Origin of the sequence: Salinicola avicenniae (assembly GCF_023736115.1) — a bacterium.
In the GTDB taxonomy this organism is placed as follows: Bacteria; Pseudomonadota; Gammaproteobacteria; order Pseudomonadales; family Halomonadaceae; genus Salinicola; species Salinicola avicenniae.
The window spans coordinates 367,220-393,107 of record NZ_JAKQZC010000002.1; the positions used below are offsets into that span (position 1 = coordinate 367,220).

29 protein-coding genes are annotated in these 25,888 nt (G+C 64.4%); 17 read left to right on the forward strand and 12 right to left on the reverse strand.

The window, feature by feature from the left end:
• Window positions 1-46: 46 nt before the first annotated feature.
• On the reverse strand, window positions 47-460 hold the full coding sequence (locus MC381_RS05120) for a YbaN family protein (RefSeq protein ID WP_251976658.1): 414 nt from the start codon (window positions 458-460) through the stop codon (window positions 47-49).
• A gap of 267 nt (window positions 461-727) precedes the next feature.
• On the opposite strand from MC381_RS05120, the gene MC381_RS05125 reads away from it, so the two are divergent.
• Complete coding sequence (locus MC381_RS05125) at window positions 728-1,534, forward strand: DODA-type extradiol aromatic ring-opening family dioxygenase (RefSeq protein WP_251976659.1); 807 nt, start codon at window positions 728-730, stop codon at window positions 1,532-1,534.
• Between the two features lie 166 nt (window positions 1,535-1,700).
• On the opposite strand, the gene MC381_RS05130 is transcribed toward MC381_RS05125, so the two are convergent.
• On the reverse strand, window positions 1,701-2,186 hold the full coding sequence (locus MC381_RS05130; protein ID WP_251976660.1) for a YajQ family cyclic di-GMP-binding protein: 486 nt from the start codon (window positions 2,184-2,186) through the stop codon (window positions 1,701-1,703).
• A 47-nt stretch (window positions 2,187-2,233) separates the two neighbouring features.
• Complete coding sequence (locus tag MC381_RS05135) at window positions 2,234-2,719, reverse strand: GNAT family N-acetyltransferase (RefSeq protein ID WP_251976661.1); 486 nt, start codon at window positions 2,717-2,719, stop codon at window positions 2,234-2,236.
• Between the two features lie 305 nt (window positions 2,720-3,024).
• Between MC381_RS05135 and MC381_RS05140 the strand changes: the two genes are divergently transcribed.
• A complete protein-coding gene (locus MC381_RS05140; protein ID WP_251976662.1) occupies window positions 3,025-4,545 on the forward strand; it encodes a RimK family ATP-grasp domain-containing protein in 1,521 nt (506 codons plus the stop codon).
• A gap of 98 nt (window positions 4,546-4,643) precedes the next feature.
• Here MC381_RS05140 and MC381_RS05145 read toward each other — a convergent pair whose 3' ends face one another.
• The 5 genes from MC381_RS05145 to MC381_RS05165 all read right to left on the reverse strand — a co-directional run bounded on the left by MC381_RS05145 (window position 4,644) and on the right by MC381_RS05165 (window position 8,859).
• Complete coding sequence (locus MC381_RS05145) at window positions 4,644-5,504, reverse strand: DUF2797 domain-containing protein (RefSeq protein ID WP_251976663.1); 861 nt, start codon at window positions 5,502-5,504, stop codon at window positions 4,644-4,646.
• The gene (locus MC381_RS05150) at window positions 5,492-5,758 is read right to left on the reverse strand and encodes a YeaC family protein (protein ID WP_251976664.1); all 267 of its coding nucleotides are present in this window, start codon (window positions 5,756-5,758) and stop codon (window positions 5,492-5,494) included. The genes MC381_RS05145 and MC381_RS05150 overlap by 13 nt, the downstream gene beginning before the upstream one ends.
• Window positions 5,755-6,612: a rhomboid family intramembrane serine protease gene (locus MC381_RS05155; protein WP_251976665.1), complete on the reverse strand. Its 858-nt coding sequence runs from the start codon at window positions 6,610-6,612 to the stop codon at window positions 5,755-5,757. The genes MC381_RS05150 and MC381_RS05155 overlap by 4 nt, the downstream gene beginning before the upstream one ends.
• 388 nt (window positions 6,613-7,000) lie before the next feature.
• On the reverse strand, window positions 7,001-7,975 hold the full coding sequence (locus MC381_RS05160) for a metallophosphoesterase (protein ID WP_251976666.1): 975 nt from the start codon (window positions 7,973-7,975) through the stop codon (window positions 7,001-7,003).
• Between the two features lie 2 nt (window positions 7,976-7,977).
• On the reverse strand, window positions 7,978-8,859 hold the full coding sequence (locus MC381_RS05165) for an NAD(+) kinase (protein ID WP_251976667.1): 882 nt from the start codon (window positions 8,857-8,859) through the stop codon (window positions 7,978-7,980).
• Window positions 8,860-9,178: 319 nt separating this feature from the next.
• Here MC381_RS05165 and MC381_RS05170 point away from each other — a divergent pair, with 319 nt between their 5' ends.
• The 7 genes from MC381_RS05170 (at window position 9,179) to MC381_RS05200 (ending at window position 18,051) form a co-directional block, all read left to right on the forward strand.
• Entirely contained in the window at window positions 9,179-9,541 is a 363-nt protein-coding gene (locus MC381_RS05170; protein WP_251976668.1) for a hypothetical protein, read from the forward strand.
• Window positions 9,542-9,552: 11 nt separating this feature from the next.
• A complete protein-coding gene (locus MC381_RS05175) occupies window positions 9,553-11,661 on the forward strand; it encodes a pyrroloquinoline quinone-dependent dehydrogenase (protein ID WP_251976669.1) in 2,109 nt (702 codons plus the stop codon).
• Window positions 11,662-11,868: 207 nt separating this feature from the next.
• Window positions 11,869-13,161: a DUF3100 domain-containing protein gene (locus MC381_RS05180; RefSeq protein ID WP_251976670.1), complete on the forward strand. Its 1,293-nt coding sequence runs from the start codon at window positions 11,869-11,871 to the stop codon at window positions 13,159-13,161.
• Between the two features lie 120 nt (window positions 13,162-13,281).
• The gene (locus MC381_RS05185) at window positions 13,282-14,442 is read left to right on the forward strand and encodes a M20 aminoacylase family protein (protein ID WP_251976671.1); all 1,161 of its coding nucleotides are present in this window, start codon (window positions 13,282-13,284) and stop codon (window positions 14,440-14,442) included.
• Window positions 14,443-14,490: 48 nt separating this feature from the next.
• Window positions 14,491-15,441 carry an NAD(P)-dependent oxidoreductase gene (locus tag MC381_RS18335; protein ID WP_264297424.1) on the forward strand — a complete coding sequence of 317 codons (951 nt, stop codon included), beginning with the start codon at window positions 14,491-14,493 and terminating at the stop codon, window positions 15,439-15,441.
• Window positions 15,438-16,997, forward strand: coding sequence for an aldehyde dehydrogenase family protein (locus tag MC381_RS05195; RefSeq protein WP_251976673.1), 1,560 nt, complete (start codon window positions 15,438-15,440; stop codon window positions 16,995-16,997). The genes MC381_RS18335 and MC381_RS05195 overlap by 4 nt, the downstream gene beginning before the upstream one ends.
• Window positions 16,998-17,178: 181 nt before the next feature.
• Entirely contained in the window at window positions 17,179-18,051 is an 873-nt protein-coding gene (locus MC381_RS05200) for a VOC family protein (RefSeq protein WP_251976674.1), read from the forward strand.
• Window positions 18,052-18,120: 69 nt separating this feature from the next.
• Here the strand turns inward: MC381_RS05200 and MC381_RS05205 are convergent, their stop codons facing one another.
• On the reverse strand, window positions 18,121-19,038 hold the full coding sequence (locus tag MC381_RS05205; protein WP_251976675.1) for a LysR family transcriptional regulator: 918 nt from the start codon (window positions 19,036-19,038) through the stop codon (window positions 18,121-18,123).
• Window positions 19,039-19,330: 292 nt separating this feature from the next.
• Between MC381_RS05205 and hmuQ the strand changes: the two genes are divergently transcribed.
• From hmuQ to MC381_RS05225, 4 genes are all read left to right on the forward strand, one after another.
• Entirely contained in the window at window positions 19,331-19,657 is a 327-nt protein-coding gene (gene hmuQ, locus MC381_RS05210) for a heme-degrading protein HmuQ (RefSeq protein ID WP_251976676.1), read from the forward strand.
• A 43-nt stretch (window positions 19,658-19,700) separates the two neighbouring features.
• Window positions 19,701-20,285: a cell wall hydrolase gene (locus tag MC381_RS05215; protein ID WP_251976677.1), complete on the forward strand. Its 585-nt coding sequence runs from the start codon at window positions 19,701-19,703 to the stop codon at window positions 20,283-20,285.
• 30 nt (window positions 20,286-20,315) lie between these two features.
• Window positions 20,316-21,065 carry a serine O-acetyltransferase EpsC gene (gene epsC / locus MC381_RS05220; protein ID WP_251976678.1) on the forward strand — a complete coding sequence of 250 codons (750 nt, stop codon included), beginning with the start codon at window positions 20,316-20,318 and terminating at the stop codon, window positions 21,063-21,065.
• A gap of 62 nt (window positions 21,066-21,127) precedes the next feature.
• Window positions 21,128-22,093: a DUF1853 family protein gene (locus MC381_RS05225; RefSeq protein WP_251976679.1), complete on the forward strand. Its 966-nt coding sequence runs from the start codon at window positions 21,128-21,130 to the stop codon at window positions 22,091-22,093.
• Here the strand turns inward: MC381_RS05225 and MC381_RS05230 are convergent.
• A complete protein-coding gene (locus tag MC381_RS05230) occupies window positions 22,029-22,919 on the reverse strand; it encodes an EamA/DMT transporter family protein (protein ID WP_251976680.1) in 891 nt (296 codons plus the stop codon). The genes MC381_RS05225 and MC381_RS05230 overlap by 65 nt on opposite strands.
• On the opposite strand from MC381_RS05230, the gene MC381_RS05235 reads away from it, so the two are divergent.
• Window positions 22,918-23,403, forward strand: a complete 486-nt coding sequence (locus MC381_RS05235; RefSeq protein WP_251976681.1) for a DUF6314 family protein — start codon at window positions 22,918-22,920, stop codon at window positions 23,401-23,403. The two genes, MC381_RS05230 and MC381_RS05235, sit on opposite strands and share 2 nt — an antisense overlap.
• Before the next feature lie 270 nt (window positions 23,404-23,673).
• On the opposite strand, the gene MC381_RS05240 is transcribed toward MC381_RS05235, so the two are convergent.
• Together MC381_RS05240 and MC381_RS05245 are read right to left on the reverse strand one after the other, a co-directional pair.
• Window positions 23,674-23,832, reverse strand: coding sequence for a YqaE/Pmp3 family membrane protein (locus MC381_RS05240; protein WP_251976682.1), 159 nt, complete (start codon window positions 23,830-23,832; stop codon window positions 23,674-23,676).
• Between the two features lie 194 nt (window positions 23,833-24,026).
• A complete protein-coding gene (locus MC381_RS05245; protein ID WP_251976683.1) occupies window positions 24,027-24,275 on the reverse strand; it encodes a hypothetical protein in 249 nt (82 codons plus the stop codon).
• Between the two features lie 408 nt (window positions 24,276-24,683).
• On the opposite strand from MC381_RS05245, the gene MC381_RS05250 reads away from it, so the two are divergent.
• The 3 genes from MC381_RS05250 to MC381_RS05260 all read left to right on the forward strand — a co-directional run bounded on the left by MC381_RS05250 (window position 24,684) and on the right by MC381_RS05260 (window position 25,771).
• Entirely contained in the window at window positions 24,684-25,001 is a 318-nt protein-coding gene (locus tag MC381_RS05250; protein ID WP_251976684.1) for a hypothetical protein, read from the forward strand.
• A 175-nt stretch (window positions 25,002-25,176) separates the two neighbouring features.
• On the forward strand, window positions 25,177-25,317 hold the full coding sequence (locus tag MC381_RS05255; RefSeq protein WP_251976685.1) for a hypothetical protein: 141 nt from the start codon (window positions 25,177-25,179) through the stop codon (window positions 25,315-25,317).
• 172 nt (window positions 25,318-25,489) lie between these two features.
• Entirely contained in the window at window positions 25,490-25,771 is a 282-nt protein-coding gene (locus tag MC381_RS05260) for a hypothetical protein (RefSeq protein WP_251976686.1), read from the forward strand.
• Window positions 25,772-25,888: the final 117 nt, after the last annotated feature.

A 25,888-nucleotide genomic window follows, 5' to 3' on the forward strand; every position in this document is an offset into this window, starting at 1 on the left:
TCGCACGGCACCCATGCGGCTCGACGGCATGAATCGGTCGCGAGGATCAGCGCCGTTCGGGGGAGGACTCGTCCTGCCACAGTTCGCGCATCGGGCACTGCAGGCTGGGCAATGGCCGCGTGACGATCCAGATGGCCAACGCCACCAGGCCGAGAATCAACCCCAGCTTGAGCGGCAGCAGGCTAACCGTGAAAGCGATGATCACGCAGGATAGCGTAAGCATGCAGACGGCCATGATCTTGGCGTGCTTGGGAATCGCACGTTCGCGCTCCCAGGATTGGATAGGCGGGCCGAAGCGGGGGTGATTGCGGATCCAGTTGGCGAAGCGCGGCGATCCTCTCGACGCCAGCCAGACCGCCGCCAGCATGAAACAGGTCGTCGGCATGACCGGCAGAAAAAGACCAATCACTCCCAGCGCAAAGCTGATGGCGGCCAAGGTGACATAGAGGGCATTGCGCATGCCGAGATTCCCCGGGACGGACTTGAGACACCGCCCGGCAAGCGTCGGCGCGGCTACGCCACCAGTGTAAACCACCGACGACCGCTTGCTCCAATATCGCAAGCATCGCCCTCACCGGTCGACGCCGGAGCTTCAAACGCTTGGGCGCGACGAACCGCGCGTCGCCGACATTGACGAAAGGGAAATAGGCCATTCGCGTCGCACTGGCTGGCGAGCCGTCGCCAAAGGCGTAATCTGGCGCCACATCCAAGACCGGTAACGGCGACCATGAACCACCGACGCGTGCTGTATCTCTCCCACGGGTCTCCCGATCTCACGCTCACCGACCACCCTGCCAGGGACTTTCTCCGAACGCTGGGCGAGCGTCTACCGAAGCCCCGTGGCGCACTGGTCATCTCGGCCCATTTCGAGACCCCCACGTTGGTGCTGGGCAGCGCCCCGGCACCCGACACCTGGCATGACTTCCATGGCTTCCCGCGGCCCCTCTACGACCTGCGCTATCCGGCACCCGGCTTGCCCGAGACCGCAGCCGCGCTGGCCCGGACTCTGACGATGACTGGTATCGACGCGCGCCTCGATTCGTCGCGACCGCTCGATCACGGCATCTGGTCACCACTGTCGCTGGTGTGGCCCGAAGCCGAGGTGCCGTTGATACCGGTCAGCGTACCAATGCAGATCGACACCAGCGGTCAGTTGGCTATCGCCGCCGCGCTGGGGCGCTGGGCCGAGGCCAATGACCTGCTACTGATCGGCTCCGGCGCCGCGACACACAATCTCGGTGATCGCCATGCCGCCCACGACGCGCCGGATACCTGGGCCCGTCACTTCCACGACTGGGTGATCGATATCGCGCAACAAGGCAACCTCGAAGCCCTGAAGCACTGGCAGCAGGTATCGCCGAACGGTCGCTACGCTCATCCCACACCGGAACATTTCCTGCCACTGCTGATGTGTCTCGGCGCCATGGAGGGCGCCCCGCTGGCGGTCCTCCACGAGAGCTTCATGTACGGCAATCTGAGCATGCTGGCGCTGGGGAGCGAGGAGATCGCCGGGGCGGCCCACGTCGCCGCCTGAGACGCGACGTTCCTGGCGAGCGCGCCCCTGAAACAGGCGCCGCCTCGGTGTCGCGAGCCATGGCGGCCGCCGCCGGCTCGGCGCACGATGGCAGCGCCCGATACGACCTCCCCTCTCGGCGCCATCGCCACATATTTCAATCGCGAACGTTTCAGTCGCGAACGTTTCAGTCGCGAAAATTGTTGTACTGCAGCGCCAGCTCCGGGCCGTTCTCCCCTTTCAACAGCGCGATCGCCTGCTGCAGGTCATCGCGCTTCTTGCCGCTGACGCGCACCTTGTCACCCTGGATCGCGGCCTGCACCTTGAGCTTGGCGTCCTTGAGCTGCTTCACGATCGCCTTGGCGTCGGCCTGCTCGAGGCCCTGCTTCAGCACCACCTGCTGACGCGCCTTGACGCCGGCCGTCTGCGCGTCCTGGATCTCCATGCAGCGTGGGTCGATACCACGCGCGATCAGCTTATTGCGCAGCACGTCGATCATCTGCTGCAGCTGGAATTCCGCATCCGCCTCGAGGGAGACGGTATCGCCTTCCAGGCTATAGCTGGCGTCGACGCCGCGGAAATCGAAGCGGGTCTGGATTTCCCGATTTGCCTGGTCGACCGCATTGGTCGCTTCGTGGCGGTCGAATTCGGAAACGATATCGAAAGAAGGCATGATGCAGAGTCCTCAGCAAGCGATGCCGGCTTACCGGCATCCGGTCTTCAGTGGTTGGCGGCCGCAGGCGGCGTCTCGACGAATTCGAGCCGCTTGTCCATCCGCCAGGCGGCGCAGCCGTCGGCATAGTAGTCGTCGAGCCAGCGATGCGCGACATAGCCCGTGCGGCGATAGAGCCCCATCGCGACCCGGTTGTCGGCGCGAACCTCGAGTGCCAGACGCTGACTGCCGCGCTGCCGCGCTGCCTGTTCCAGTGCCTCGAGGAGCGCGCGCCCCAGACCACCGCCACGTGCATCGGGATCGACACAAAAGGAGTAGAGCCGCGCCGTGACGCTGTTGCGCCGGAACAATAGCGTCCCATAGCCGATGACCCGGCTATCGTCATCGACCGCCACCAGCGTCACGGCGTTGGCACGCGTCAGCAGATGCGCCAGCTGGCGACGACTGAAGCGGTCGCCTTCGAAGCAGCGTTCTTCCAGTTGATACAGGGCGTCACAGTCGGCCGGCTGGCCGGGACGCAGGACACGGGTCATGCGGATCGCTCATTCAGGAAAAGTTTTCAGGGGCGCGATAGGCCGGCTGTCATGTCTGACCGCCGCCGATGGCGATGAAATTATTTCACGCTCGCAGCGGCTTGTCGCCGCCGATGACGCGTCGCATGCTAGCGACCTCGACGCCGCCGTATCAACCGCTGGATAACGCCCGTCGCCGACGGCGACGCTTGATCTGTCGACGGCGCTGGCCGACCGGTCGAAAGCGCTGGTCACCGGCATCGCCCCCGGTCGATCGCCTCCCCGGCGCGTGTCGGACCGACGTCTCTGGAATGGAGTCATTGTGCATGTCTCGCTTGCGTATCGTCGTCGACCGCCTGGCCGACTGGCAGCCTTACTATCCGACCGAGGATCTGATCACCGCCGAGGCGTTTCTCGCGCTGGATCAGGCCGCGACCGTGGACGACACCACCCACGTCATCAACCTGTGTGGCAATCTGGACTATCTCGAGACCGGGTATTACGTATCGTTGCTGGCCCAGGCCCGCGACCAGCGCGTGCTGCCGAATGTCGAGACGCTCAACCAGTTGTCGCGCAAGGCACTGATCGACATGCAGCTGGCCGCACTCGACCCGCTACTGCTGGAACTGGATCGCCGCGGCGCCCTGGCGGGAGACTCGCTGACACTGCGGGTACTCTTCGGAGAATGCGAACAGCCGGAACTCACGCGGCTGGCCCGGCGCCTATTCGAACGTCTGCCTCTACCACTGCTCGAAGCCCGCTTCGAGAAGCGTCAGGGCGCTTGGCGGCTGACGCGACTCCGCCCGCTGGCATTGACCGCACTGGTCAACGGCGAGGAGGACCGTTTCGCCAGCGCACTCAACCGCCACTCCACTCGCGTCTGGCGCACGCCGCGGGCGCGCCGCCGCTATCGTTTCGACCTGGCGATCCTGGTCAACCCTGAAGAGACACTGCCGCCGAGCAACAAGGGCGCCATCAAGCGCTTCATACGGGCCGGCCGCCGCCTTGGCATCGACGTGCGCCTGATCACCCATCGCGACGCCGGGCGCCTGGCCGAATTCGACGGTCTGTTCATTCGCGAGACGACGCGTCTCGACCACCATACCTACCGCATGGCCAAAAAGGCCGAGCACGAAGGCCTGGTGGTGATCGACGATCCGCAGTCGATTCTGCGCTGCACCAACAAGATCTTTCTGCATGCCTTGCTGCAGACGCATCGAATCCCGGCGCCACGCGGCCAACTGCTGCACCGCCGAGATATGCGGCGGCTCGACGACAAGCTCAAGGGGCTGGACTATCCGCTGGTGCTGAAAGTGCCGGATGGCGCCTTCTCCCGCGGCGTGGTGAAGATTCGCTCGCGCGAGGAGCTCCTCTCCGAAGCGCCGACACTGTTCGAATCCTCGGCGCTGCTGTTGCTGCAGGAGTGGCTGCCGACGGACTTCGACTGGCGAATCGGCGTGCTCGACGGCAAGGTGCTGTTCGCCAGCCGCTATTACATGGCACGCGGTCACTGGCAGATCTATGACCACTCCAGCGGCAAGACCCGCAGCGGCGGCTTTACCACTCACGATCCGGCCGACGTCCCGGCGCCGGTGGTACGCGCGGCGCTACGCGCCACCCGCTTGATCGGCGACGGCCTCTATGGCGTCGACCTCAAGCAGATCGGAGATCGGGTGGTGGTGATCGAGGTCAACGACAATCCGAATCTGGATGTTGGCGTTGAGGACGTGGTGTTGAAGGACGCGCTCTATGAGCGGGTGATGCAGGTTTTCCTCGCAAGGATGGAGCGCCAGCGGAATACGCCAGCTACAGCGCGCCAGCGAAACACGCCGGCGACAGCGGGCTAACGGGGCAGGCGGCGACGCTGTGCGCCGCTCGCTTCTATCCGGGCTCACAAGGCCCTCGAGCAACGAATCTGGGGGCGGGCCGCCTCACCCCGGCGGGCTCAGGCGGCTTCCACCTCGACCCGATAGCCAGAATACTTGCGCAGATTGATGACCCCGCTGTCCAGGATCAGATACTGCCCTTTCAGCCCCATCAGGACGCCGTCGATCTCGGGCGTCTTGTCGAGATTGTGGGAGACGATCTTGCGCGGCCAGGTCGCGACCGGATAGCCGATCGTCAGTGGTGACGCCGCCTCGACGTCACGAATCGACGTCTCTCCATGAGTGGCCCGCAGCGCATCCAGCTCTGACGCGACCACCGCCAGCAGCCGGTCCCGTTCCGCCGGCAAATCAAGCGTCTCGACCTCGCCCTTGAGCATCGCCCGCCAGTTGGTGCGGTCGGAAACGTGTGCCTTGAACAGGGTTTCGACCAGACCGGACTGCTGCCGTGTCTCCACCTCGAGAATCGGCAGCGCCTGAATCGCGCCCTGATCAAGCCAGCGCGTCGGCGTGTTGGTGCCCCGCGTGATGCCCACCTTCAGCCCCGAGGCATTGGCGAGATAGACCACGTGGGGTCGGAAACAGTGACGCTCACCCCAGTCAGGTTCGCGGCAGGTGCCTTGGAAATAGTGGCAAGTCTCCGGGCGCACGATACAGAGATCGCACTGCGCCAGGGACTTGAAACAGGGATAGCAGTAGCCCTGACCGAAGCTCTTGCGGGTGAACCGGTCACAGTGCACGCAGCGGATCTCGCCGGTATGTCGTAGGCGCAGGTGATGCCCAAGCAGCGCGTTGAGCGCCAGCGTGCGCTCGCCGGCGCGCAAGTGATACTCCGCCCGGCCGCTCGGCGGCAGGCTGATCTCCAGCTTGCGCAGCGCCCCGGCGATCGACCGCGGGGCGTCGTCGGCGATCAGTTGATCCATTTGACCGCAGCTTCTTCGGAAGTGGCGGGGTCGCCCGAGCTGCACTCGTTGCGCTCCAGGTAGCCGACACGCTGATCCGCAGGCACGTCATGGATCTGCTCGTACTTGATCACCGCCTCCAGGCACAGCTCGGTCTGTTCCCCGGTCAGGCGTCTGCCATCGGGCCACTTCCTCAGCTGGATCGCCTGCTTGAAGCTCTCGTACATCGCTGGCGTCATCTGCCCCACCATGCGATCGAAATTCATCTCGCTCATCTTTTCTCTCCTTGCACCTTGCCGCTGGCCAGCCAGCCAACGATCAGCCCGATCAACAACCCACCCAGGTGAGCCTCGTTGGCGACATTGCCGAAGCCAATGGCGTCGGCCAGACCGGTCATCGTAAACACCATCCATCCCAGCATGAAGACGACCAGCATCTGCGGCACGAAGAAGCCCATGCCGGGGCGACGACGCGACATCAGCCAGACGTAGACGAGCAGTGCATAGTCGACACCGGACATGCCACCGAACAGCACGCTACCGGTGGCGTACTGCGCCAGGTTGGAGGCCAGTGCCGAGAGCGCCACCAGCCATGCCAACCGCGCCCGGCCCTGAATCGCCTCGATCTGCCGGCCGAAGTACCAGACCCAGAGCATATTGAAGATCAGGTGCATCCAGCTGAAGTGCAGGAACGCCGGGGTGAACAGCCGCCAAACTTGGCCGCCGGCCAGGGTGTCGCCGATCAGGTCGCCGGGAGACAGGCGCCGACCGACGACCTCCAGCGGCACGATGGTGAAAGCTCGCACGATGGCATCGCCGGCCACACTCATCCCCAGAAAGATCAGCACGCAACAGGCGATAAGCCCGGCTGCCAGCGGCGCCTGACCGAAGGCCTGGCCAGTGATGCTGGGAAGGCGGCGGCGCGGTGCGGCCGCCGTTGCCCGGTCCAGCTCGCCACGGTGCCAGAGCTCGATCAGTCGAGCGGCCGCTTCACGCTGATGCGGATCGGCCAGCCAGAGGATCTGCTGCTCGTCCTGATGCGTGAACTGGTGGCCGATGTGGTGTGCCCAGAGCGCCTGGCGCAGGGAACGCGTGTCCAGGTCCTCGGGCAGCGCAAGCAGTTTGTACATGGGAAAGATCCGATGAAAAAAATCCGACGCGCTGGCAAGCGGTATGCCGGCAAACCAGTCACCGACGCGAGGAGGTCGCGGCCGCCGAGCCGCCACGGGGCGTCAGTCTACAGATCCTGAAAAGAAAAATCCGGCGGGAGGGCCGCCGGATAAGAGCAAGGGATCATTCAAGGGAACACTACGTTTGAGAGGCAATGGCTTAAGGAGTTCCCACTGATATAGAAAAAAATCCACGATACCCCGCTTTTGTTGCCGGCATGGCAGAAAATTCCTTCAAAAACAGTGGTCAAAAAAGATGTAAAATCGTGAAAACATGAAATTCTCGACGACTTCTTGCGCCAGCCTCTCCGCTGGTGGCTGCGCCGGTCGACACGATGACGACATCCGATCAGGCCGCGCCCGCGCGCTCGACACCGACCCAGACGAAACGGTTGGCATCCAGCCGGGTTTCACCGTTCCAACGGTAGGCCACCAGCCGCCCATACTTCACCGCGCTGTAATCGAGACAGGCGATATTGGCGCGAGGCAGTGCCGGCACGCCCTGACACCAGTAGTGACCGACGAACAACGGCGGTGCCGATTCGGGATAATAGCTGAGGCGCTCGCGCTCCCGCGCGTCCAGCGGGTGGTGTTCCAGCCCCTCAGGCAGGTTGTCGGGCTGAAATACCACGTCACCGTAGGTGCGCGGTTCTCGACACCAGAAATGCGTGCGAAACGCCCGACGCGTGAAACCGTCGCCGGAGCGGATCTCCATGCCAGGCGGTAGCGGCATCTGCGTGCCGCGGGTCAGCCGGTCCATGATTCGGTGAGCCAGCGTGCCCTGCCGGGTGGATTCGACGAGAAAGTCCGGGTCGATGCGCGCGTCCGGGAAGCGCTCGCGCAGGGCGCCGATCAGCGCCTCGTCCCAGCAGGCATGCACCACGCGCAATCCATCCCGCTCGAGGCATAGCGGCAGGGTCATGAACCACGCCAGACACTGCTCCCACTCCAACGGATGCGCGTGAAACTGCTTGAGCGTATCGCCGATGATGCGGTTGTTGCGCGGCGAGTGCTCGCGTAGCCAGTCGCGCTCGCTACCGGCGGGCGCCGGGTGACAGTAGGCCAGCGCATTGTATTCGTGGTTGCCCATCACGATATGCGCCTCGCCGGCGTCGACCATCCGCCGGGCGACTGACACCGCCAACCGGATGCTCGGTCCGCGGTCGATGAGGTCGCCGAGGAAGATGACCCGACGGCACGGGTGGCGAAAGATACCGTCCTCCGCCCGGTAGCCAAGCTTCTCGAGCAGCCGGACCAGCGTGCGCCCACAGCCGTGGACGTCGCCGATCAGGTCATAGCCTTCGAAGCCCGCTCGCCAGACCATGCTCAGTCTCCCAGCCTGCTGCTCCAGCCCAACTTGGAGCGGCAGGCCTCGAAGAAGCTGTGACCGCGCGGATGAATCAGTGTCAGGCGCTGGGCTTTGCGGCGTACGTAGAGAATGTCGCCGGCCTTGCACACGACGCGCGTCTGGCCGTCGCAGCTGACGTGCGGATAGGTCTGATTGATATCGCCGATATGGATACGAATCTCGCTGGCGGCATCGATCACGATCGGCCGACTGGAGAGCGTATGCGGAAACATGGGTACCAACGTAATCGCTTCAAGCCCCGGATGGACGATCGGTCCGCCGCCGGAGAGCGAATAGGCGGTCGAGCCAGTCGGCGTCGACATGATCAGGCCATCGGAGCGCTGGGAGTAGACGAAACGGTCGTCGACGAACAGCTCGAACTCGATCATCCGTGCCGCTTTGCCCGGATGCACTACCACGTCGTTGAGACTGCTGCCGGTACCGACCAACCGTTCGCCGCGATAGAGCTCGGCCTCAAGCAGGAATCGACGCTCGCTGTCGTACTGTCCTTCCAGCACCTCGGCCACCTTCTGCTCGACCTCGTCCGGGGAGATATCGGTCAGGAAACCGAGTCGTCCGCGATTGATGCCGAGTACCGGCGTCGCGCTGTGGCAAAGCGCTCGCGCCGCGCCAAGCAGACTGCCATCACCGCCAACGACGATGACCAGGTCGCATAGCGTGCCCAGCTCGCGCCGCCGCGCTTCCCGATGGCCATGTTCGGGCAGTAGCGCCGCCGTACGATCCTCGATGACGATCTCCAGCTCGCGGCGCTCGAGAAAGATCACCAGGCGCTTGAGCGTCTCGACCACCTTGTCGCTGCCCAATCGGCCGATCAGGCCGATGGTGGTGAAGGAATCCATGCAACTCGTCTCTGCGGCGTAACTGGCCGGTCATTATGCTGGCTGCTCCTGCGGGCGGCAAATACGCGGGCTGGCCGCACTGCCGTGGCAGGGCTTGACCGGCATAGCCCTGCTGCGTGAGCGGCATGCCGCTAATGGTGAATTGACGAATCCATTTACCTGCTAACAAAAAAATCAGCGGCACCCGAGCTGACTTGCTAGAATATTCGCGCTGTGACACGGCGTCGCAGGCGTCACGATCGCTTCGACCACCCGCACGCCGCCGTCACCATCAAGCCAAGTGGATCATCCGGGATCTCAAAAGGGAGACAAACTAACCATGTCGCAATCTCGATCATCGCGATTGGGGGCGATCGTGCTGCTTGTGGCCTCGCTCGTCGGGCTGGCCCTGGCACTCTACGCCTATCTCACGCCGCTCACCGGCGTCACCGACTCGCTCGGGGCCCTGGTCGTCATCCTGGCCTCTATCCTCCTCGCCGTGCTAGCGCTGATCCTGCGTGCCGCCAGCGGCCGTGGCGCACGCATCGCCCTGAGCATTCTGATTCTGGTCGGACTGCTCGGCACCGGCTTCGCCGGCCTGCTGCTGCACCAATGGTGGTTCACCGCCGCCATGGCCTTGGGTCTCGTCGGCCTGATCATTGATGCCACGACCCGCGGCACCGCCAGCACCGCGCATTCATGAGGAACCGCCAAATGCCTACCTTGATCTCCACCGCCCAGCGTCTGGGCACGGCCACGGCGCTGGCGCTGCTGCTCGCGCCCCTGCCCCTGCTGGCCCAGGAGCAGGCGCCCGAAGCCTCTCAGGGCGCGCAGAACGAACTCAATGTGGACGCCGCCGACAGCCAGGCAGCCGGCGATACGCAGACCACCGACAATGCCGACGATGGCGCGGGTAACGACGCCACCGCCAGCGCCGAGACGCGCAGCGGCCCGCCGATTCCGCTGGTGCCGGAAACCCCGACCTGGGACAGCTTCCACGGTCAGGACAATGCGCAGAAGTACAGCCCGCTCACCCAGATCACCGAAGATAACGTCGGCGATCTCGAGAAAGTCTGGGAGTACCACACCGGCGACGTTTCCGACGGCTCCGGCGACACCCCGGCCTCGGTCTGGTCGGCAACCCCGATCTTCGCCAACGATACCGTCTATATCGGTACCCCCTTCTATCGCCTGATCGCGCTCGACCCGGGTACTGGCGAAGAAAAGTGGAGTTTCGATACCGAGGCACCGCGTGAAGCGCTGACCCAGCCGGTCCTCAAGAACCGCGGCGTTTCCTACTGGGAAGCGGAAAACCCGGTCGAAGGCGAGTCCTGCCAGAAGATCGTCTATATGGGCACCGTCGACGCCAAGCTCTATGCGCTTGACGCCGATACCGGCGAGCGCTGTGCCGACTTCGCCGACAACGGCATGCTCGACGTCAACCAGTGGAACGACACGCACGCCAAGTATCCGCTGTCGCTGCTGCAGCCGCCCAATGTGGTCGGCGATCACATCATTTTCGGCTGGGCCGGCAAGGACTGGGCCTACGCCGAGGCGCCTCCGGGCACCGTCTTCTCAGTCAACGCTCAGACCGGCGAGCGCGAGTGGACCTTCCAGGCCCTCTCCGACGAGATGCGCGAGAAGAGCGGTACCGCCAACGTCTGGACCCATATGTCCGTCGACGAACAGAACGGCATGATCTATCTGCCGGTCTCCTCCCCGTCGCCGAACTACTGGGGCGGTAACCGCACCGAGTCGGCCCCGCTGGGCACCTCGACCACCGCGCTCGACATCGAGACAGGCGACGTCGTCTGGTCGCGCCAGTGGGTTCACCACGATATCTGGGATTACGACATCAACGCCGCACCGACGCTGATGGACATCACCGTCGACGGTGAAGACGTTCCCGCGCTGGTCCAGGCCACCAAGATGGGCTTCCTGTTCGTGGTCAACCGCCTGACCGGCGAAGACATCTGGCCGATCGAGGAACGCCCGGTCCCGGGTGGCGACGGCACCGTCGATGGCGAAGTCTACGCACCGACCCAGCCGTTCCCGACCAAGCCCGCACCGCTGCTCGACCAGTCCGAGAAGCCCGAAATCTGGGGCCTGGCCGATGCGGTCAGCGGCGGCCAGTGCTCGCGCCTGTGGGATGATCTCTGGTACGAGGGCATGTACACCCCGGCAACGACGCGCGGTGAAGGTACCCTGACCTACCCCGACAGCGCCGGCGGCGTACAGTGGGGCGGCGTGGCCTTCGATCCGGAGAGCCAGACCGCCATCGTCAACGTGTCGCACATCGTGCAGTACCTCAAGCTCTACTCCCGCGAGGACTACGAGCAGGCGGCCGACGGTTCGGGCAACGAAAGCGGCTTCGCCCCGCAGGAAGGCGCACCGTACGGCATGCGTCTGGAAGTCGCGACGAACTGGCTCGGCATGCCGTGCTGGAAACCGCCGTTCGGCGAGCTGGTGGCGATCGACATGCATACCGGTGACGTCAAGTGGCGCCGTCCGGTGGGCGCTTCGCAGCAGTTCGGCTTCTTCATGCCGGAAAGCTGGGGCTCCCCGACCATCGGTGGCCCGGCGGTCACCGCGGGGGGTGTGATCTTCATCGGCGCCTCGATGGATGCCAAGGTCCGCGCCTACTCGCTGGAAACCGGCGAAGAGCTGTGGGAAGACCAGGCTGAAGCCCCCGCCGTCGCCAACCCCTCGGTGTACGAGTACAACGGCCGTCAGTACGTGGCCTTCGTCGCCGGTGGCAACACCATCCTGAAAGATCAGGTCGGTGACCAGGTGGTCGTCTACGCGCTGCCGGAAGACGAATGACGTCGACAACCGGCCGGTGCTAGACCGGAAGACGGGGTGGGCCCAAGGGCCCACCCCGTTTTTTTTGGCCATGGGCCCGAACCGAGGTGCCGGTCAAGACGACCTCGCCATCCAATTAACAGAACACGCATCGACTTTCATTCGATCACGCTCTCTCCCGATACTCGAGACAACACCTCTCCACCAACAATAATGAGGTCGCGTCCGATGACTTTGTCGCAACTGCTCAACTGGCGTCTGCACCTGCTGGTCGTGGTCGTCTCGCTTGCCAGCGAATGGATTGGCATTCTCAAGCTGCCCCTCGGCCCCGGCACCCTGCTCCTGCTGCCGCTGTTCTACGCCTTCATTCTCGGCGTACTCCTCAACCCGCATCTCTTTTCCGGCACGAAGCGATTCCTGCCGGAAAGCGTCAGTCAAGCGGCGACCCCGCTGATCCTGATCTCGATCATGCCGTTCATCGCGCGCTTCGGCGCGACCATCGGTCCGGCAATCGACCAGATCATCAGTGCCGGACCGGCGCTGGTTCTACAGGAGCTGGGCAACCTCGGCACCATGCTGGTGGCGCTGCCGGTCGCGGTGATTCTGCTCAAGATGGGCCGGGAGGCGATCGGCGCCACCTACTCGATTGCGCGGGAACCCAATATCGCGATCATCTCCGACAAGTACGGTCTGAAGGGGCCCGAGGGCATCGGCGTGATGGGCGTCTATGTGGTCGGCACCATGTTCGGTACGCTCTGGTTCGCACTGATGGCGGGCTATCTGGCGTCCATGGATCTATTCGATCCTCGCGCGCTGGCCATGGCCTGCGGCGTCGGCAGCGGCAGTATGGTCGCGGCCTGCTCGGGCGCGCTGGCCGGCGCCGTGCCGGACCTCGCCGATGACCTGCTCGCTTTCGCCGGTGCCAGCAACCTGCTGACCTACGCCACGGGCCTCTACGTCTCGCTGTTCATCGCCCTGCCGGTCGCGGAGTGGCTCTATGCCAGGCTCGGCGGACGCACGCGGGCCGCCAGCAGCGTCGGCGCCATGGCGACCGACGACGCGCAGTCGCCGCCGGCCGAAGAGCGCCCTGAGCAGGATCTCGGCAAGACCGCCGGGGTACTGGCCGTCGCATGTCTCGTCGGCTGGATCGTCAATACCATCAATGGCGCGTCGCTGTCGGCCGCACTGCCGGGCATGATCATCCTCTACGCCATGACCCTGATTGGCTTGATGATCACCCGTTTTGCGCCTTTCTACCTACCGGGTGTGGCCTGGGTGTCGCTGGTCAGCATCGTGATGACGCTGCCCTTCTTCCCCGGTAGTGCCTGGATGGTCGAGCAGTTGGCCTCGGTCAATTTCCTGGCGATCGTCACACCGGTGCTGGCCTACGCCGGCCTGGCGCTGAGTCGCCGCGAATTCACCATGTTCCGTCAGACCGGCTGGAAGCTGATCGTCGTTTCGCTGCTGGTCTTCACCGGCACCTATGTCGGTTCCGCGGCCGTGGCCCAGCTGCTGCTGTAACGACGATTGCCGGGCGGCGCTGACGCTCCATTCCTTTTTCAACGACGCGCCCGCTGGCGGGCGCGCCCTCCCCGCGGGCCGCACGCGTCGACCCGCTGGCTCTCTACCGCCGGAGGTAACGTGACTTCACTCTCTGTCTATCCCGACCCGCAGACGCTGACCGAATGGCGCCGCGACTTTCATCGCCACCCCGAGATCGCCTTCGAAGAGCAGCGCACCAGTGACCGGATCGTCGAGATCCTGCGCGAACACGGTCTCGACCCGGTGACCGGTCTCGGTGGCGGGACCGGGGTGGTCGCCACCATCGAAGGCAACCGAGGGGCCGGGCGCAGTATTGGCCTGCGCGCCGACATCGACGCCCTGCCGATCGAGGAGCTCAACACCTTCGACTACCGTTCGACCACACCCGGCCGCATGCACGCCTGCGGCCATGACGGCCACACCACCATGCTACTCGGCGCCGCCTGTGCGCTGGCTCGGAATCCCGACTTCGCCGGTACCGTGCACTGCATCTTCCAGCCGGCCGAGGAGAGCGAAGGCGGTGCTCGCGTGATGGTCGAAGAAGGCCTGTTCACGCGCTTTCCGATGGAGGCGGTCTACGGCCTGCACAACTGGCCGGGCCTGCCGGTCGGCGAAGCCGCCGTCCACGACACGGCGGTCATGGCGGCCTTCGATGTCTTCACGCTCACGCTCTCCGGCCGCGGCTGCCACGCTGCCATGCCACACCTTGGCACGGACGTCGTGCTCGCCGCCTGCCAATTGGTCAACCAGCTGCAGGGACTGGTCAGCCGGGAAACCCCGCCGCACCAGTCGGCAGTACTCAGCGTCACTCAGTTCCACGCCGGCGACGCCTATAACGTGATACCCGAGACCGTCGAGCTACGCGGCACCGTTCGCTGCTTCGACGCCGCGCTCAAAGCGAAACTGGAACAGCGCTTCCGCGACGCGGTCGATGCCACTGCCCGTTTCCACGATCTGGACGTCGCATTCGACTATCAGGCGCGCTATCCCGCCACGCTCAACACCCCGGCTCAGGCGGCCGACTGCGCCGAGGTGCTGGCGGCCTTGCCGGGCATTACCCACGTGCATCGCGATCTGGCCCCCAGTATGGGCTCGGAAGACTTCGCCTTCATGCTCAATGAACGCCCCGGCGCCTATATCTGGCTCGGCAACGGCGACAGCGCCGCGCTGCACAACCCGGCTTACGACTTCAACGACGCTATCGCCCCACTCGGTGTGGCGTACTGGCAGGCCCTTGTCCGGCATCTGCTGAACCGCTGACCGGGGCGCCGGCCACTCGTGCGATCACGCCGGCCGGCCCACCCGACCGTGGTCCCGCCACACCCGAGATCTTTTCCCCTTTTTCAGGAGAGTCACATGAAGATTACCGTCATCGGCCTCGGCCAGATGGGCGGCAACATGGCCCTGACGCTGAATCGCGCCGGCCTGGATGTCACCGGCAGCGATGCTTTCGAAGCCGCGCGGCTGCGCCTCGCCGACCAAGGCCTCACCACTGTTGCTCCGGATGCCTTGCCCGAAAGCGATATCTATCTACTGTCGCTGCCCACTTCAGCCCAGGTGCGTGAGGTGATCGAAGAGACGCCCGGCCTGCTGAATATCGCGCCCCGCGGCAGCGTCATCATCGACACCTCGACCAGCGACCCGGTGGTCAGCCGCGAGCTGGCCGCGCGCGTGATAGACGCCGGCCTCGAATGGGTCGATGCGCCGGTCAGCGGTGGCCCCAAGGGTGCCGCGAGCGGCAAGCTCGGCATGCTGCTCGGCGGCGACAGCGCCACCATCGCGCGGGTCATGCCGGTGCTCGAGGCGATGTCGGCCAAGCGCACCCAAGTCGGCGGCCCGGGTAGCGGGCACGTGGTCAAGCTCGCCAACAACTACCTGTGCGCCGCCAACTTGGTGGCGACCGCCGAGGCCGTCGCGCTGGCCGCGCAGGGCGGCGTCGACCCGGCGGCCTGCCTGGCTGGCCTGAACAGCGGCTCCGGCCGCAGCGCCGTCAGTGAAGTCAACTTCCCGGAGTGGGTGCTTTCCGGGCGCTTCGACTCCGGCTTCACCAGCGGGCTGATGCGCAAGGACCTGCGCCTGGCACGCGACGCCGCCGACGGCCTGGCGCTCGACCTTCCGCTGCTCGCGCAGGTCGTGGCGCGCTGGCACGCGGATGATGAGCACCCCCGCGACAGCGACGACTTCAACCACATCACTTCGCCGATTCTGGCCCAGGCCGGCGTTGATTTCGGCCCCGATGCTCAGGAGACCTCCGCATGAGTACACTGAACCTCAAGGCCCAGCAGAAACTGGGCCAACTGATGAGCCAGTTCGGCCTTGCCTCGAGCCTCGAGGAGACGCCGCTGTCCAACTGGATCGACGGCGAGCTCACCGCCGGGGAAGGTGAGACGATCGCCCTGACCAACCCCGCGACCGGTGGCGCGCTGGCGTGCTATCGGGATGCCGGAGACGCGCTCGTGGCGCGCGCCGTGGCCGCCGCCACGCAAGCCCAGCAGGCCTGGATGGCGCTGACCGCGAGCGAACGCGGCCGATGCATGAACAGCGCCGTGCGCATGCTGGAAGGCCATGAAGAGAGCCTGGCGCAGCTCGAGAGCGTGGTCGCCGGCAAGCCGATCCGCGACTGTCGTGGCGAAGTCGGCAAGGTACGCGAGATGTTCGAGTACTATGCCGGGTGGTGCGACAAACAGCACGGCGAGGTCATCCCGGTACCGACCTCGCATCTCAACTACGTGCGCCATGTGCCCTTCGGCGTGGTGGGGCAGATCACGCCGTGGAATGCTCCAATGTTCACCTGCGCCTGGCAGTTGGCGCCGGCGATTGCTGCCGGTAACGGCGTCGTGCTCAAGCCCTCCGAGCTGACGCCCTTCTCCTCCGTCGTCATCGCGCGGCTGCTGGAGCGCGGCGGCCTGCCCAAGGGGCTGATCAATATCGTCAACGGTCTCGGGCCAACCACCGGCAGTGCGCTGACCGGCCACGACGACATCAGCAAGCTGGTCTTTGTCGGCTCCCCCGACAGCGGCCGCCTGATTGCCGAGGCCGGCGCCCGACGCCTGGTGCCGAGCGTCCTGGAACTGGGCGGCAAATCCGCCAATATCGTGTTTGCCGATGCCAGAATCGACGAGGCGGTGGCCGGTGCCCAGGCCGCGATCTTTGCCGCCGCCGGCCAGAGCTGTGTGGCCGGCTCGCGCCTGCTGATCCAGCGCGAGATATTCGACACCGTGATCGAGCGCGTGGCACGCGCGGCCAGCCAGATCGACGTCGGCCTGCCGGATGCCGAGGAAACCCGTATGGGGCCGCTGCAGAACGCGCGCCAGTTCGAGCGAGTCACGGCGATGATCACCCGCGCGGAAGCGGCCGGTGCGCGTGTCGTCACCGGCGGCAAGCGACCGGAAACTCTGCCCGAGGAAGCCAGCGGCTACTATCTCGCACCGACGCTGATCGCCGGCGTAACGCCCGATATGGAGATCGCCTGCGAGGAAGTGTTCGGCCCGGTTCTCGTGGCAATACCGTTCGACGACGAGGAAGACGCCATTCGGCTCGCCAACCAGACCCGCTTCGGTCTGGCCGGCGCCGTCTGGACCCAAGACCCGGCGCGGGCCCACCGCATCGCCGGCCAGCTGCGTGCCGGTACCGTCTGGATCAACAGCTACAAGGCGATCAACGTCATGTCACCGTTCGGCGGTTTCCGCGACAGCGGTTTCGGCCGGTCCAGCGGGCTCGACGGTCTGCGCGAATACACCGTGCCGCAAAGCGTCTGGGTCGAAACAGCTGCCGAAGCCAGCGTGGCTATGGGCTACGGCGACGGCAAGGCCTAGCGTCGGTTTCGCAGGATGCGCCTTGTTAACGTGCGAGCTTGAAAGGCAGGCCTCGCAAGACGCGCTGGCAATCAGCCCCGGCCACTGGCGGCTCTCGGGTCGCGCCGGCCGGGGCATCCGCTGACGCCACCACGGCATTGCGATTACACTGACTATCACGCAGACAACGGCAGACACGCCCATGAGCTTCGGCATCGACCACCCGCTGTTGGCCGTCGGCGACCTTTCACGGGCCGCCGAGATGGCACGGGCCCTGGGGTTCAACGTCAACGCGCGCCACCAGCACCCCTGGGGAACCGACAACCACCTGCTGTTCTTCAGCAACAATTTCATCGAATTGATCGGCGTCGGGCGCCCCGAGTGTCTGGACTACGCGGACGACAATGGCTTCCAGTTCGGCCGCCTGATCGAGGGCCGCCTGAGCCGCGTGGGCGACGGGATCGCCATGGTCGCGCTGGACAGCGACAGCATCCAGCGCGACCACGCGCTGGTCGCGGCCCGTGGCTTTGCCGATGCCTGTCCGATCGTCTTCCGCCGCCAGGCACATCTGCCCGGGGGACGAGAGGAGGAGGTCAGCGTGGCACTCGATATCCTTCACGACCCCGAGCGCCCCTTCCTGACCCAGTTCCTGTGTCAGCAGCTGCGTCCGGAGCTCTTTCGTGTCGATCCCACGCAGGAAGCGCACGCCAACACCGTGACCTCGATCGCGGCGGTCTGGTATGTCAGCGACGATCCGGACCACGACGTCGCGCACTTCCGCCGCATCCACGGCGACAACGCCGTGCGCGGTGGCCCAGGCGCCTGGACGATCCACACCCACAAGGGAGATTGTCACCTGCTGGGACCGGAAGCACTCGCCGCCCATTTTCCAACCCTCGGCGCGCTAGAGCCGACACCACCGCGCGCCGTCGCGCTGTCGCTGACCTGTCGCGACCTGGATGCTGCTATCGCCGGCTGGGAGGCCAACGACATCCCCTATCGGCGTCACGAGGAGGGGCAAGCCGATATCCCGCCCGGCGTGCTCGGCACCCTACTGCGCTTCGAGCAGCGCTGAGAAAACCGATGCTGCGCGGGAGGCGCCTCCCACGCAGAGCCCATCTTGCCGCCGCACGACGCCAGTCGCTCACTCGGTGCCTCGGCGAAAGGCCTGCATCCAGCCACTCAGGTGGCGCAGCAATTTGAGGCTGGCCTGCGGCTGACGTCGCCCCACCCGGGTAATCATGTGAGCCTGAGAGTTCTGAAACGGCTCGCTGGCGACCGGCAGGGCCACCACACTCCCCTCCGCCATTTCGTGGGCGACCGCGAAGCGCGGCAGCAGCGTCATGCCCATCCCCGCGACGACGGCGCGCCGCAGCACCGCCATGGAGTTGGTCTCGATTGCCACGCGTGGCCGCAGGCCTTCGGCGGCAAACGCCTGATCGACCAGTCGACGGACGCCATGACCGGGCTTCCACAGCGCCATCGAGGTGTCACTGAGCTGTTCTAGCGTGAGCATCGTGCTCGACTCGGCCAGCGGGTGGTGGGCGGGAAAGATGGCCATCAGCGGCTGGCCGCTGGAGGCCCAGAAACGAATCTGTGGATGCACCCGCTCGTGAAACATCAGGCCGATGTGGGCCCGATCCTCGACCACCGACTCGATGATCTCGTCGGTACCCGCCTGCTCGATATCCAGACGGACACCGCGATACCGCTCGGCGAAGGCCTTGAGCGGTGCGTCGATCAGGTCACTGATGAAGCCCTCGCCGACGACCAGGGAGATCGTCCCGGTCTCCAGACGCTGATGGGCTTCCAGGCGCGCGATGAAATCGTCATCGAGCACACCGCGCCGATGGCAGTAGTCGAGCACCATCTCGCCCGTCGCGGTTGGGCGAATCCCCTGCGAAGTGCGCTCGAGCAAGGGGGCGCCGAAGGCCGTTTCCAGCAGCGAAATCTGACGGCTGACCGCCGATGGTGCGATATCTAGCCGGGCCGCTGCCTTGCGCAGGGAACCGGATTCGACCGTGACGCGAAAGTAGACCAGGCGTTGATGCGGGATATCCATGCGTGCGTTCGCTCGGTGAGTGTTGCCCGAAGGTGAGTGTTGCCCGAAGGTGAGCGTTGCCAGAATTAGTCCATTGATGGACGGCATCGTCAACACGCCCATGCGCCATCCATCGCCGTCAATCTCGCGAAACTGTCCCAGGCCGCCGAGCCAATGGAACCCTCCGCGCAAGCCGGGGTCGACTTTCTGCCCACGGTGCTGTCAAGGTAGTTGCCAGCCGGCCGGCAAGGCCCGCGCCGGCGCGCTCGACGCCGGGACACATCGCTATTCCAATCCGCGGAGGAGTTACTCCATGTTCATTGCCATGAATCGTTTTCGCGTCAACCCCGAGCGGACCGAGGAGTTCGAGACGCTCTGGCTCGAGCGCGAAACGCACCTGAAGGGGCTGCCCGGCTTCGTCGAGTTCCATATGCTGCGAGGGCCTGCGGTGGACGACCACGTGCTCTATGCTTCGCACACGATCTGGCAGTCCCGCGCGGACTTCGAGGCGTGGACCCACTCCGAGGCCTTTCGCGCCGCGCACGCCAATGCCGGTCAGAGCCGGCGCGAAGGGCTCTATCTGGGACCGCCGCACTTTGAAGGATTCGACGTCATTCAGACCGTCGGCAACGATGACTGAGGGTTCTCGCCGCTCGACTCTACGAGGGGTCGCGCGGTCCATCGTGCTTCTACTCATCGGCCTGGCAGGAACGAGCGCTCACGCGGCCGCGAATTCGGTGGCCGAAACCGCGCTGCAGAAAGCCCAACGGCTGGAAGCGCGTCTGCAGGAGACCGACGTCGTCAGGCCGGCGCCCAAGGCGCAGCGCCTGACGTCGGCGGGGGTCCAGGCGACAGACCCGCGCGGTACCGCCCCGCTGGACGACGCCATCACCTGCCTCGCCCGTTCGATCTACTGGGAGACCAAGGGCACGGCGACGGCGGAGCAGGAAGCCGTCGCCAGCGTGATTACCAACCGCGTCGCCGACCCGCATTTTCCGGACAGCGTCTGCGGCGTGATCAAACAGGGCTCGGAGACCGGCCGCTGCCAGTTTTCCTGGTGGTGCGATGGCCGCCCCGACGAGGTTCGCGAACCCGACGAATACGTCGGCGCGCTGGATGTCGCCCGCCGAGCCCTCAATGCCACCCTGGACGACCCGACCGAGGGCGCCGTGTTCTTCCTCCACCGTAACGTGTCGTTGGCGTGGACCGACGAGCTGGTGCTGACGCACCGTTCCAGGGAGTTCAACTTTTATCGCCTGCCGGACTGAGCGCTCGTCCGCACCGACCAAGGACGCTTCATGTCACCGACGTCACACGCCTGGATCACTCGAGGGAATTTGTGGCCAACGCTACTGGCAGCGGCCGAGACCGCGACTCGACGCGACCCGCTGCTCGCCGGCCTCTACAGACGCTGCCTGTTGCGCGCCGACGACCTCGCCGATGCGCTGGCGATTGTCATCGCCGAGACCTGCGCCAGCGTCGATGTCCCCGAGGGTGCCGCGCTCGATAAGGTCGCCGCCACGCTCGCGGCCGATCCCAAGATCGCCGATGCGGCGGCGCGAGATCTGCTGGCCCTATTGCACGAAGATGCCGCGATTCCCGAGCCCTTCACCCCACTGCTCTTCTTTCCCGGCTATCGAGCGGTACAGTGCCAGCGCGTCGCCCATCGCTGGTGGCATCAAGGGCTGACCGATCTGGCCAGCCACCTGCAGTACCGCGCCAGTGTGCAGTTCGCTGCCGATATTCATCCCGCTGCCCGTCTTGGTGCCGGACTTTTCGTCGACCACGGGGCCGGAATCGTGATCGGCGAAACTGCCGTGGTCGAGGACAACGTGACACTGTTTCATGGCGTGACGCTGGGCGGCACCGGCAAGCTCAGCGGAGATCGTCACCCCAAAGTCCGCCGGGGCGCCTTCCTCGGCGCAGGCGCCAGTATTCTGGGGGCGATCGAGGTTGGCGAAAATGCCCGCGTCGGGGCCGGCGCCGTGGTCACGCGGGACGTCGAAGCGAACGCCACCGTCACCGGCCCGATCGCCCGACCACGATGACACGAGAGGCACTATCGTCCCGACGCTGGCCTCTGACTTGCTTCCAGCCCCTGGACAGTACCTTGGCGGGCGATCTGGCGATCTCGACCCACGCCTGGATTCGCGACATCGCCTGGCTTCTTCACACGCCCGACATGGTGGACCTGGCTTGTGCCGGACGCCCCTCGCTCGACGCGCTAGGCCTCGCCGATACGGCGCAGCGACGACGCTGGCTGGCGGCCCAGGAGGGACTGGCCGCGCGCTTCCAGCGGCGCTTTCAGCAGCGCCCCGCTCGTCTTGGGCTTTATCATGAACTGTTGTGGCAGTGGATTCTGGAGCATGCGCCGTTGACACGTCTCCTGGCGCACAACGTGACATTGAAACTCGAGGGTCGCACACTCGGCGAGCTGGACCTGTTCTATACCACTCGCCGCCGACACGACTGTGAAGAGCGCCCCCGGCTCGAACACGCCGAGCTGGCGATCAAGTTCTTCCTGGGGCTCCCGACGGGACCGGGCAGTGCCGGTGATGCGGGACGCTGGGTTGGCGTAGGGAGCTTCGATTCCCTGGCGATCAAGAGCCATCGTCTGATGACCCGACAGCTACCAATGGGCGCTTCGGCCGCCGCGGCCAGCGCCCGCGAAAAGGCGCTCCCCGGCGCCGTGCTGCATCAGCGCATCATCATGCCCGGGGTACTCTACCATCCCTGGCGCCAGCCGCTCGGCTTGCCGACGCTCGCCACCGACAGCGTCCTGCAGGGGTTGTGGTGTCACCATGCCGACTGGCCAGCGCTTCGGGAAAGCCTGCCAGCGGGAACGCGAGCCCATATGCGGTACAAGCCGCACTGGCTGGCGCCACCGCTGACGCCACCACAACCGTTGGCCATGCTCGATGCCGCGCTGGGGACGCACTTCGCGCAGCGCTCGACACCTCGCCATCTCGAGCTGCAGCTATCGGATGGCCGTAGCTGCCGGCTCTATATCGTCAGCGATGCGTGGCCGCTCGCGCTGCCACTGCCTCCCCACGCCGCTTCGCCCAGCGGGCGTTGAGCCACAGCGATCCGGCGAGGATCAGGGCACCCAGACTCAGCCTGACGAGGTCGGCATCCCGGTTCCAGATCAGCAGGTTGACCAGTAGTCCCGCCGGAATCAGCACATTGTTCATGATCGCCAACGTGCCCGCATCCACGCGGCAGGCACCTTTATTCCACAGGAAGTAACCCAGGCCCGAAGCGGCAATCCCCAGCCAGGCCAGCACGCCCCATTGCGTCGTGGCCGTGGGCAGTTTGGCGGCATCCCCCAGCAGCGCAAACGCCGGCACCGCGATGCACAGCGCCCCCAGGTAGAACCAGCCGAACAGATGCCGGTGCGCGACGTCGCTCGGTAGACGAGTCGCCAGGTGACGATAACCGACCTGCCCCAGGGCGAAACAAAGATTGGCCCCTTGCACCACGACAAAACCGACCCAGTAGTCCGACGACACGCCGTCGTAGCGGATCACCGCCGCGCCCAGCACGGCCAGCGCCGCCACCGCCAGGTAGCGGGGCGAGAAACGCCCGGCCAGCAGATCATCGACTAGCGTGATGTAGATCGGCGTGAAGATCGTGAACAACAGCACCTCCGGCACGCTGAGCAGGAGGAAGGAGTGGTAGAAGAACAGGTACATGACGCCGAGCTGAAGACTACCGATCGCCATCAGACCCAGGCGCGCCCGCCCGCTCAGCGCCGCCGGGCGCAGAAACGGCAAAAAGATCAGCGTGGCCAGCAGAATACGCGTCATGACCGCAAAGTAGCTGTCTACTTGCCCAGACAGATAGACACCGATCAAACTATAGGAAAAGGCCCACAGCGCCGTGACGGCAACGAGGTAGGACATGACTGGTCAACCTTATGAAGCGAAAAAGTTGACGGCAATTATACGGCTTCAGATGCTGCTGCCTAGCATTTCCCGTTTTCACTTTACCGCCCGGGCCGGCGCCAAGTCGCAGACCGGCTGGAATGGCATCGGTGAGGGTCGTGTCCGAGCGACCCGCAGCACCGGGGGGGTGCGCTTCTTCGAGACCGGAAGCTTCACCCTGCAGGGGCAAACGCAGCCAGTCCCCATGCGCAACGTCTACCGCTGGGACGGCTTCGACGATCGTATCGCGCTGCTGCACGAGCGTCGGGGCCCGGAGTCCGCGGTCGCACTGTTCGATCTGGTTGCCGATGGTGTCGATACGCTGGTGAGCGCTAGCGTTCACCAGTGCGCAGCCGACGCTTACAGCGCGAACCTTACGCTGCGCGAGGACGGTTTCGACCTCGAGTGGCGTATTCTCGGGCCTCGCAAGGACGAGCATATTCTGTACCACTATCGAACGTGAAAAGCTGTCGATATCGAACGTGGAGAACTGCCGTTATCGATCCTGGAGAACTGCCAAAGCTGACAGACTGGCGAATCTCAACACTAGGCCCCATGAGGTCGTCCTTCCCTTCAGAGTCGAGAGCTTCCGCCAGGCTGGCCAAGATCTCCCGCCCTAAAAAGACAGCGACCTCCCGAGGGAGGTCGCTGTCGAACTTTCAGCAGGACTGGCTGGCCAACAACCGCGCCCGCTTCGCCGCGAATCGAGAGTCCCGGCGTCGAGACCACCGAATCAGCGAGTGGCGATAATCCAGACGGCATGCACGATGCCCGGAATATAGCCCAGCAGGGTCAGCAGGATGTTGATCCAAAACTGCAGTCCGAAGCCGACCTGCAGAAATACGCCGACCGGCGGCAGAAGAATTGCGAAGATAAGTCGAATGATGTCCATATAGCCTCCTTTGCTGGTAAGACATCTGTCTTGATGAGCATGGTGAAACTGTGACGACAGTCCTGTCGCCTGCTGCCCGGGATATCGAGAATGTATCGTGTCACCACCCGATCGACATCCTATTGAAAACATGGCTTTCGGGGTGCGGGATCGATTCGCTAAGCGTAGTCGCTCTGCGCAATCCCGTCAGGATTTCAGTGATTTCCCTCATCGTCGGGGGTGTCGCGTCGTTGCGCGACCTTGGCACGAATTTCATGCGAATCCGCCGCCAGCTCCTCGTGATGACGTTCCCAATCCTCCCAGTCATGCGGTGTGCCACTGCGCGGTCCGTGCTCGGCTGCCTCGCGCGCACGAGCCCAAGCCTTTTCTTCCAACGACTGCGGCTTATCCGCCTCCTTGTCGAGCGAGATTCCCTGTTTAGCCAGATAATCGCGTGCGTTCATCGCTTGCCTCCTGTCGACACCCGGCGAACTGTCGGGGTAACACAACGTTGATAGTCCTGAGATGGCGGTTATGGCGCTAAAGTTCAACCGGAGCCGCCCCACCAATCGCTTCCGAACCCGGGGGCAATAATGTGACCGGCGCGTCGCCCCCACCTCTCGATAATCAAGGACCAGGCAAGCCGCCGTGGCGTTATATCCTTTCCCGTCCTGTCCTCTCCGAGCAAAAATAAAAGCATCTCGCACAAATTAAGATTAGTCTTCTCGCGCGTGATTCCGTTTCATGGGCTATAGTAAGGAGGCGTGCAATTGGCACACACAACTATTGCAGGCCACCCTGGCTAACCGGGATAGCGATGCGGGACCCGAAAGGCCAGTGCCAAAGACTTTCGACACAAAGGGATTATTGTCATGAGAAAGCCACTGATCGCCGCCTCTCTGACGGCACTGATGCTGGGCCTCGCCACCAGCGCCATGGCACAGAGCGAAGCCATGGAAGAGGCCTACGATGCCAACAACGAGCCACTCGCCGAAGGCAGCGGCGTCACCGCGACAGGCACGACCGACAGTGACACAGGCGCCGGACAGAGCGCCGCCACCGCCGAATCCTTGGATGCGGTAGAATCGGAAACGAACGGGCTGACCGATATCGAGAACGCGGAAGCACTCGACGAGGTCAATGCCGACGGCCAGAGCGCCGCCGCCGGAGAGGCGCTAGAAAACCAGTAAACTCCATGGATCTGCCAGATTCGAGAAGGGGCTTTCGGGCCCCTTCTTTTATTCTGGAAGTCGAGTTTTTTGACGATCGAGAAATCAACGCTCACTCGAGTTCATCATACTCTCGAGTAACGATTCTGCTACCTTGAGAGTCGACCTATCCCATGCGTCGATCCAGGAGGGAGCCATGAAAAAGCTGATCGGTGCCGCCATTGCCAACTGGTTTCGTAAACCAGAAAACCGTGAGAAAGCCAAACGCGCCGCCAAACAGGCCTATAGCCAATATCAGCAGCGCAAAGGGAGTCACCAGCGCCCGCCCAAGCGCTGAAAACCAATCGCCAACTCGCACGAGATGGCCGTCCTTGTTCACGACGGCCGTCAACGCGTATGCCTGCCAGATCACGTCCCCAAGACCGCCCCGATAATTAGCCAGGCAAATTGCACGCTCGAATTCGCCTCTCAATTTGATAGTATTATCCAATTAGGAGCGCGCTAACGACTTGCAGGCCTTCCAAGCCTGTCGCATCACGTCGACTGTTGATCGCGCTCCCCCTAATTTAACGGCGATATCCACGCTGGGAGCGACTCCGATGTGGCGGAGATTCTTTATCAAGACAGTCAACGCCGGCACAACCGACGAACATTACATCATTGTCGATACCCATCACGACAATGCCTGCTTCCAGGTCTTTTTCGATTTGGGCACTGCGAAACAACAAGCCATCGCACTGAACGGCAGCCACCAGTGGGAATCCAGTGCCCCCGTGCATCACCAGACCTGAATCCACAAACCGGCGCGATGCCAACATTTCCTTACAATACTATCGGCTAATGGTCAGAGCGCCCGCGCCCCTGAGACGCTAGAGTAACGTTATGTCTACGCTTCAGGACTTACGCCC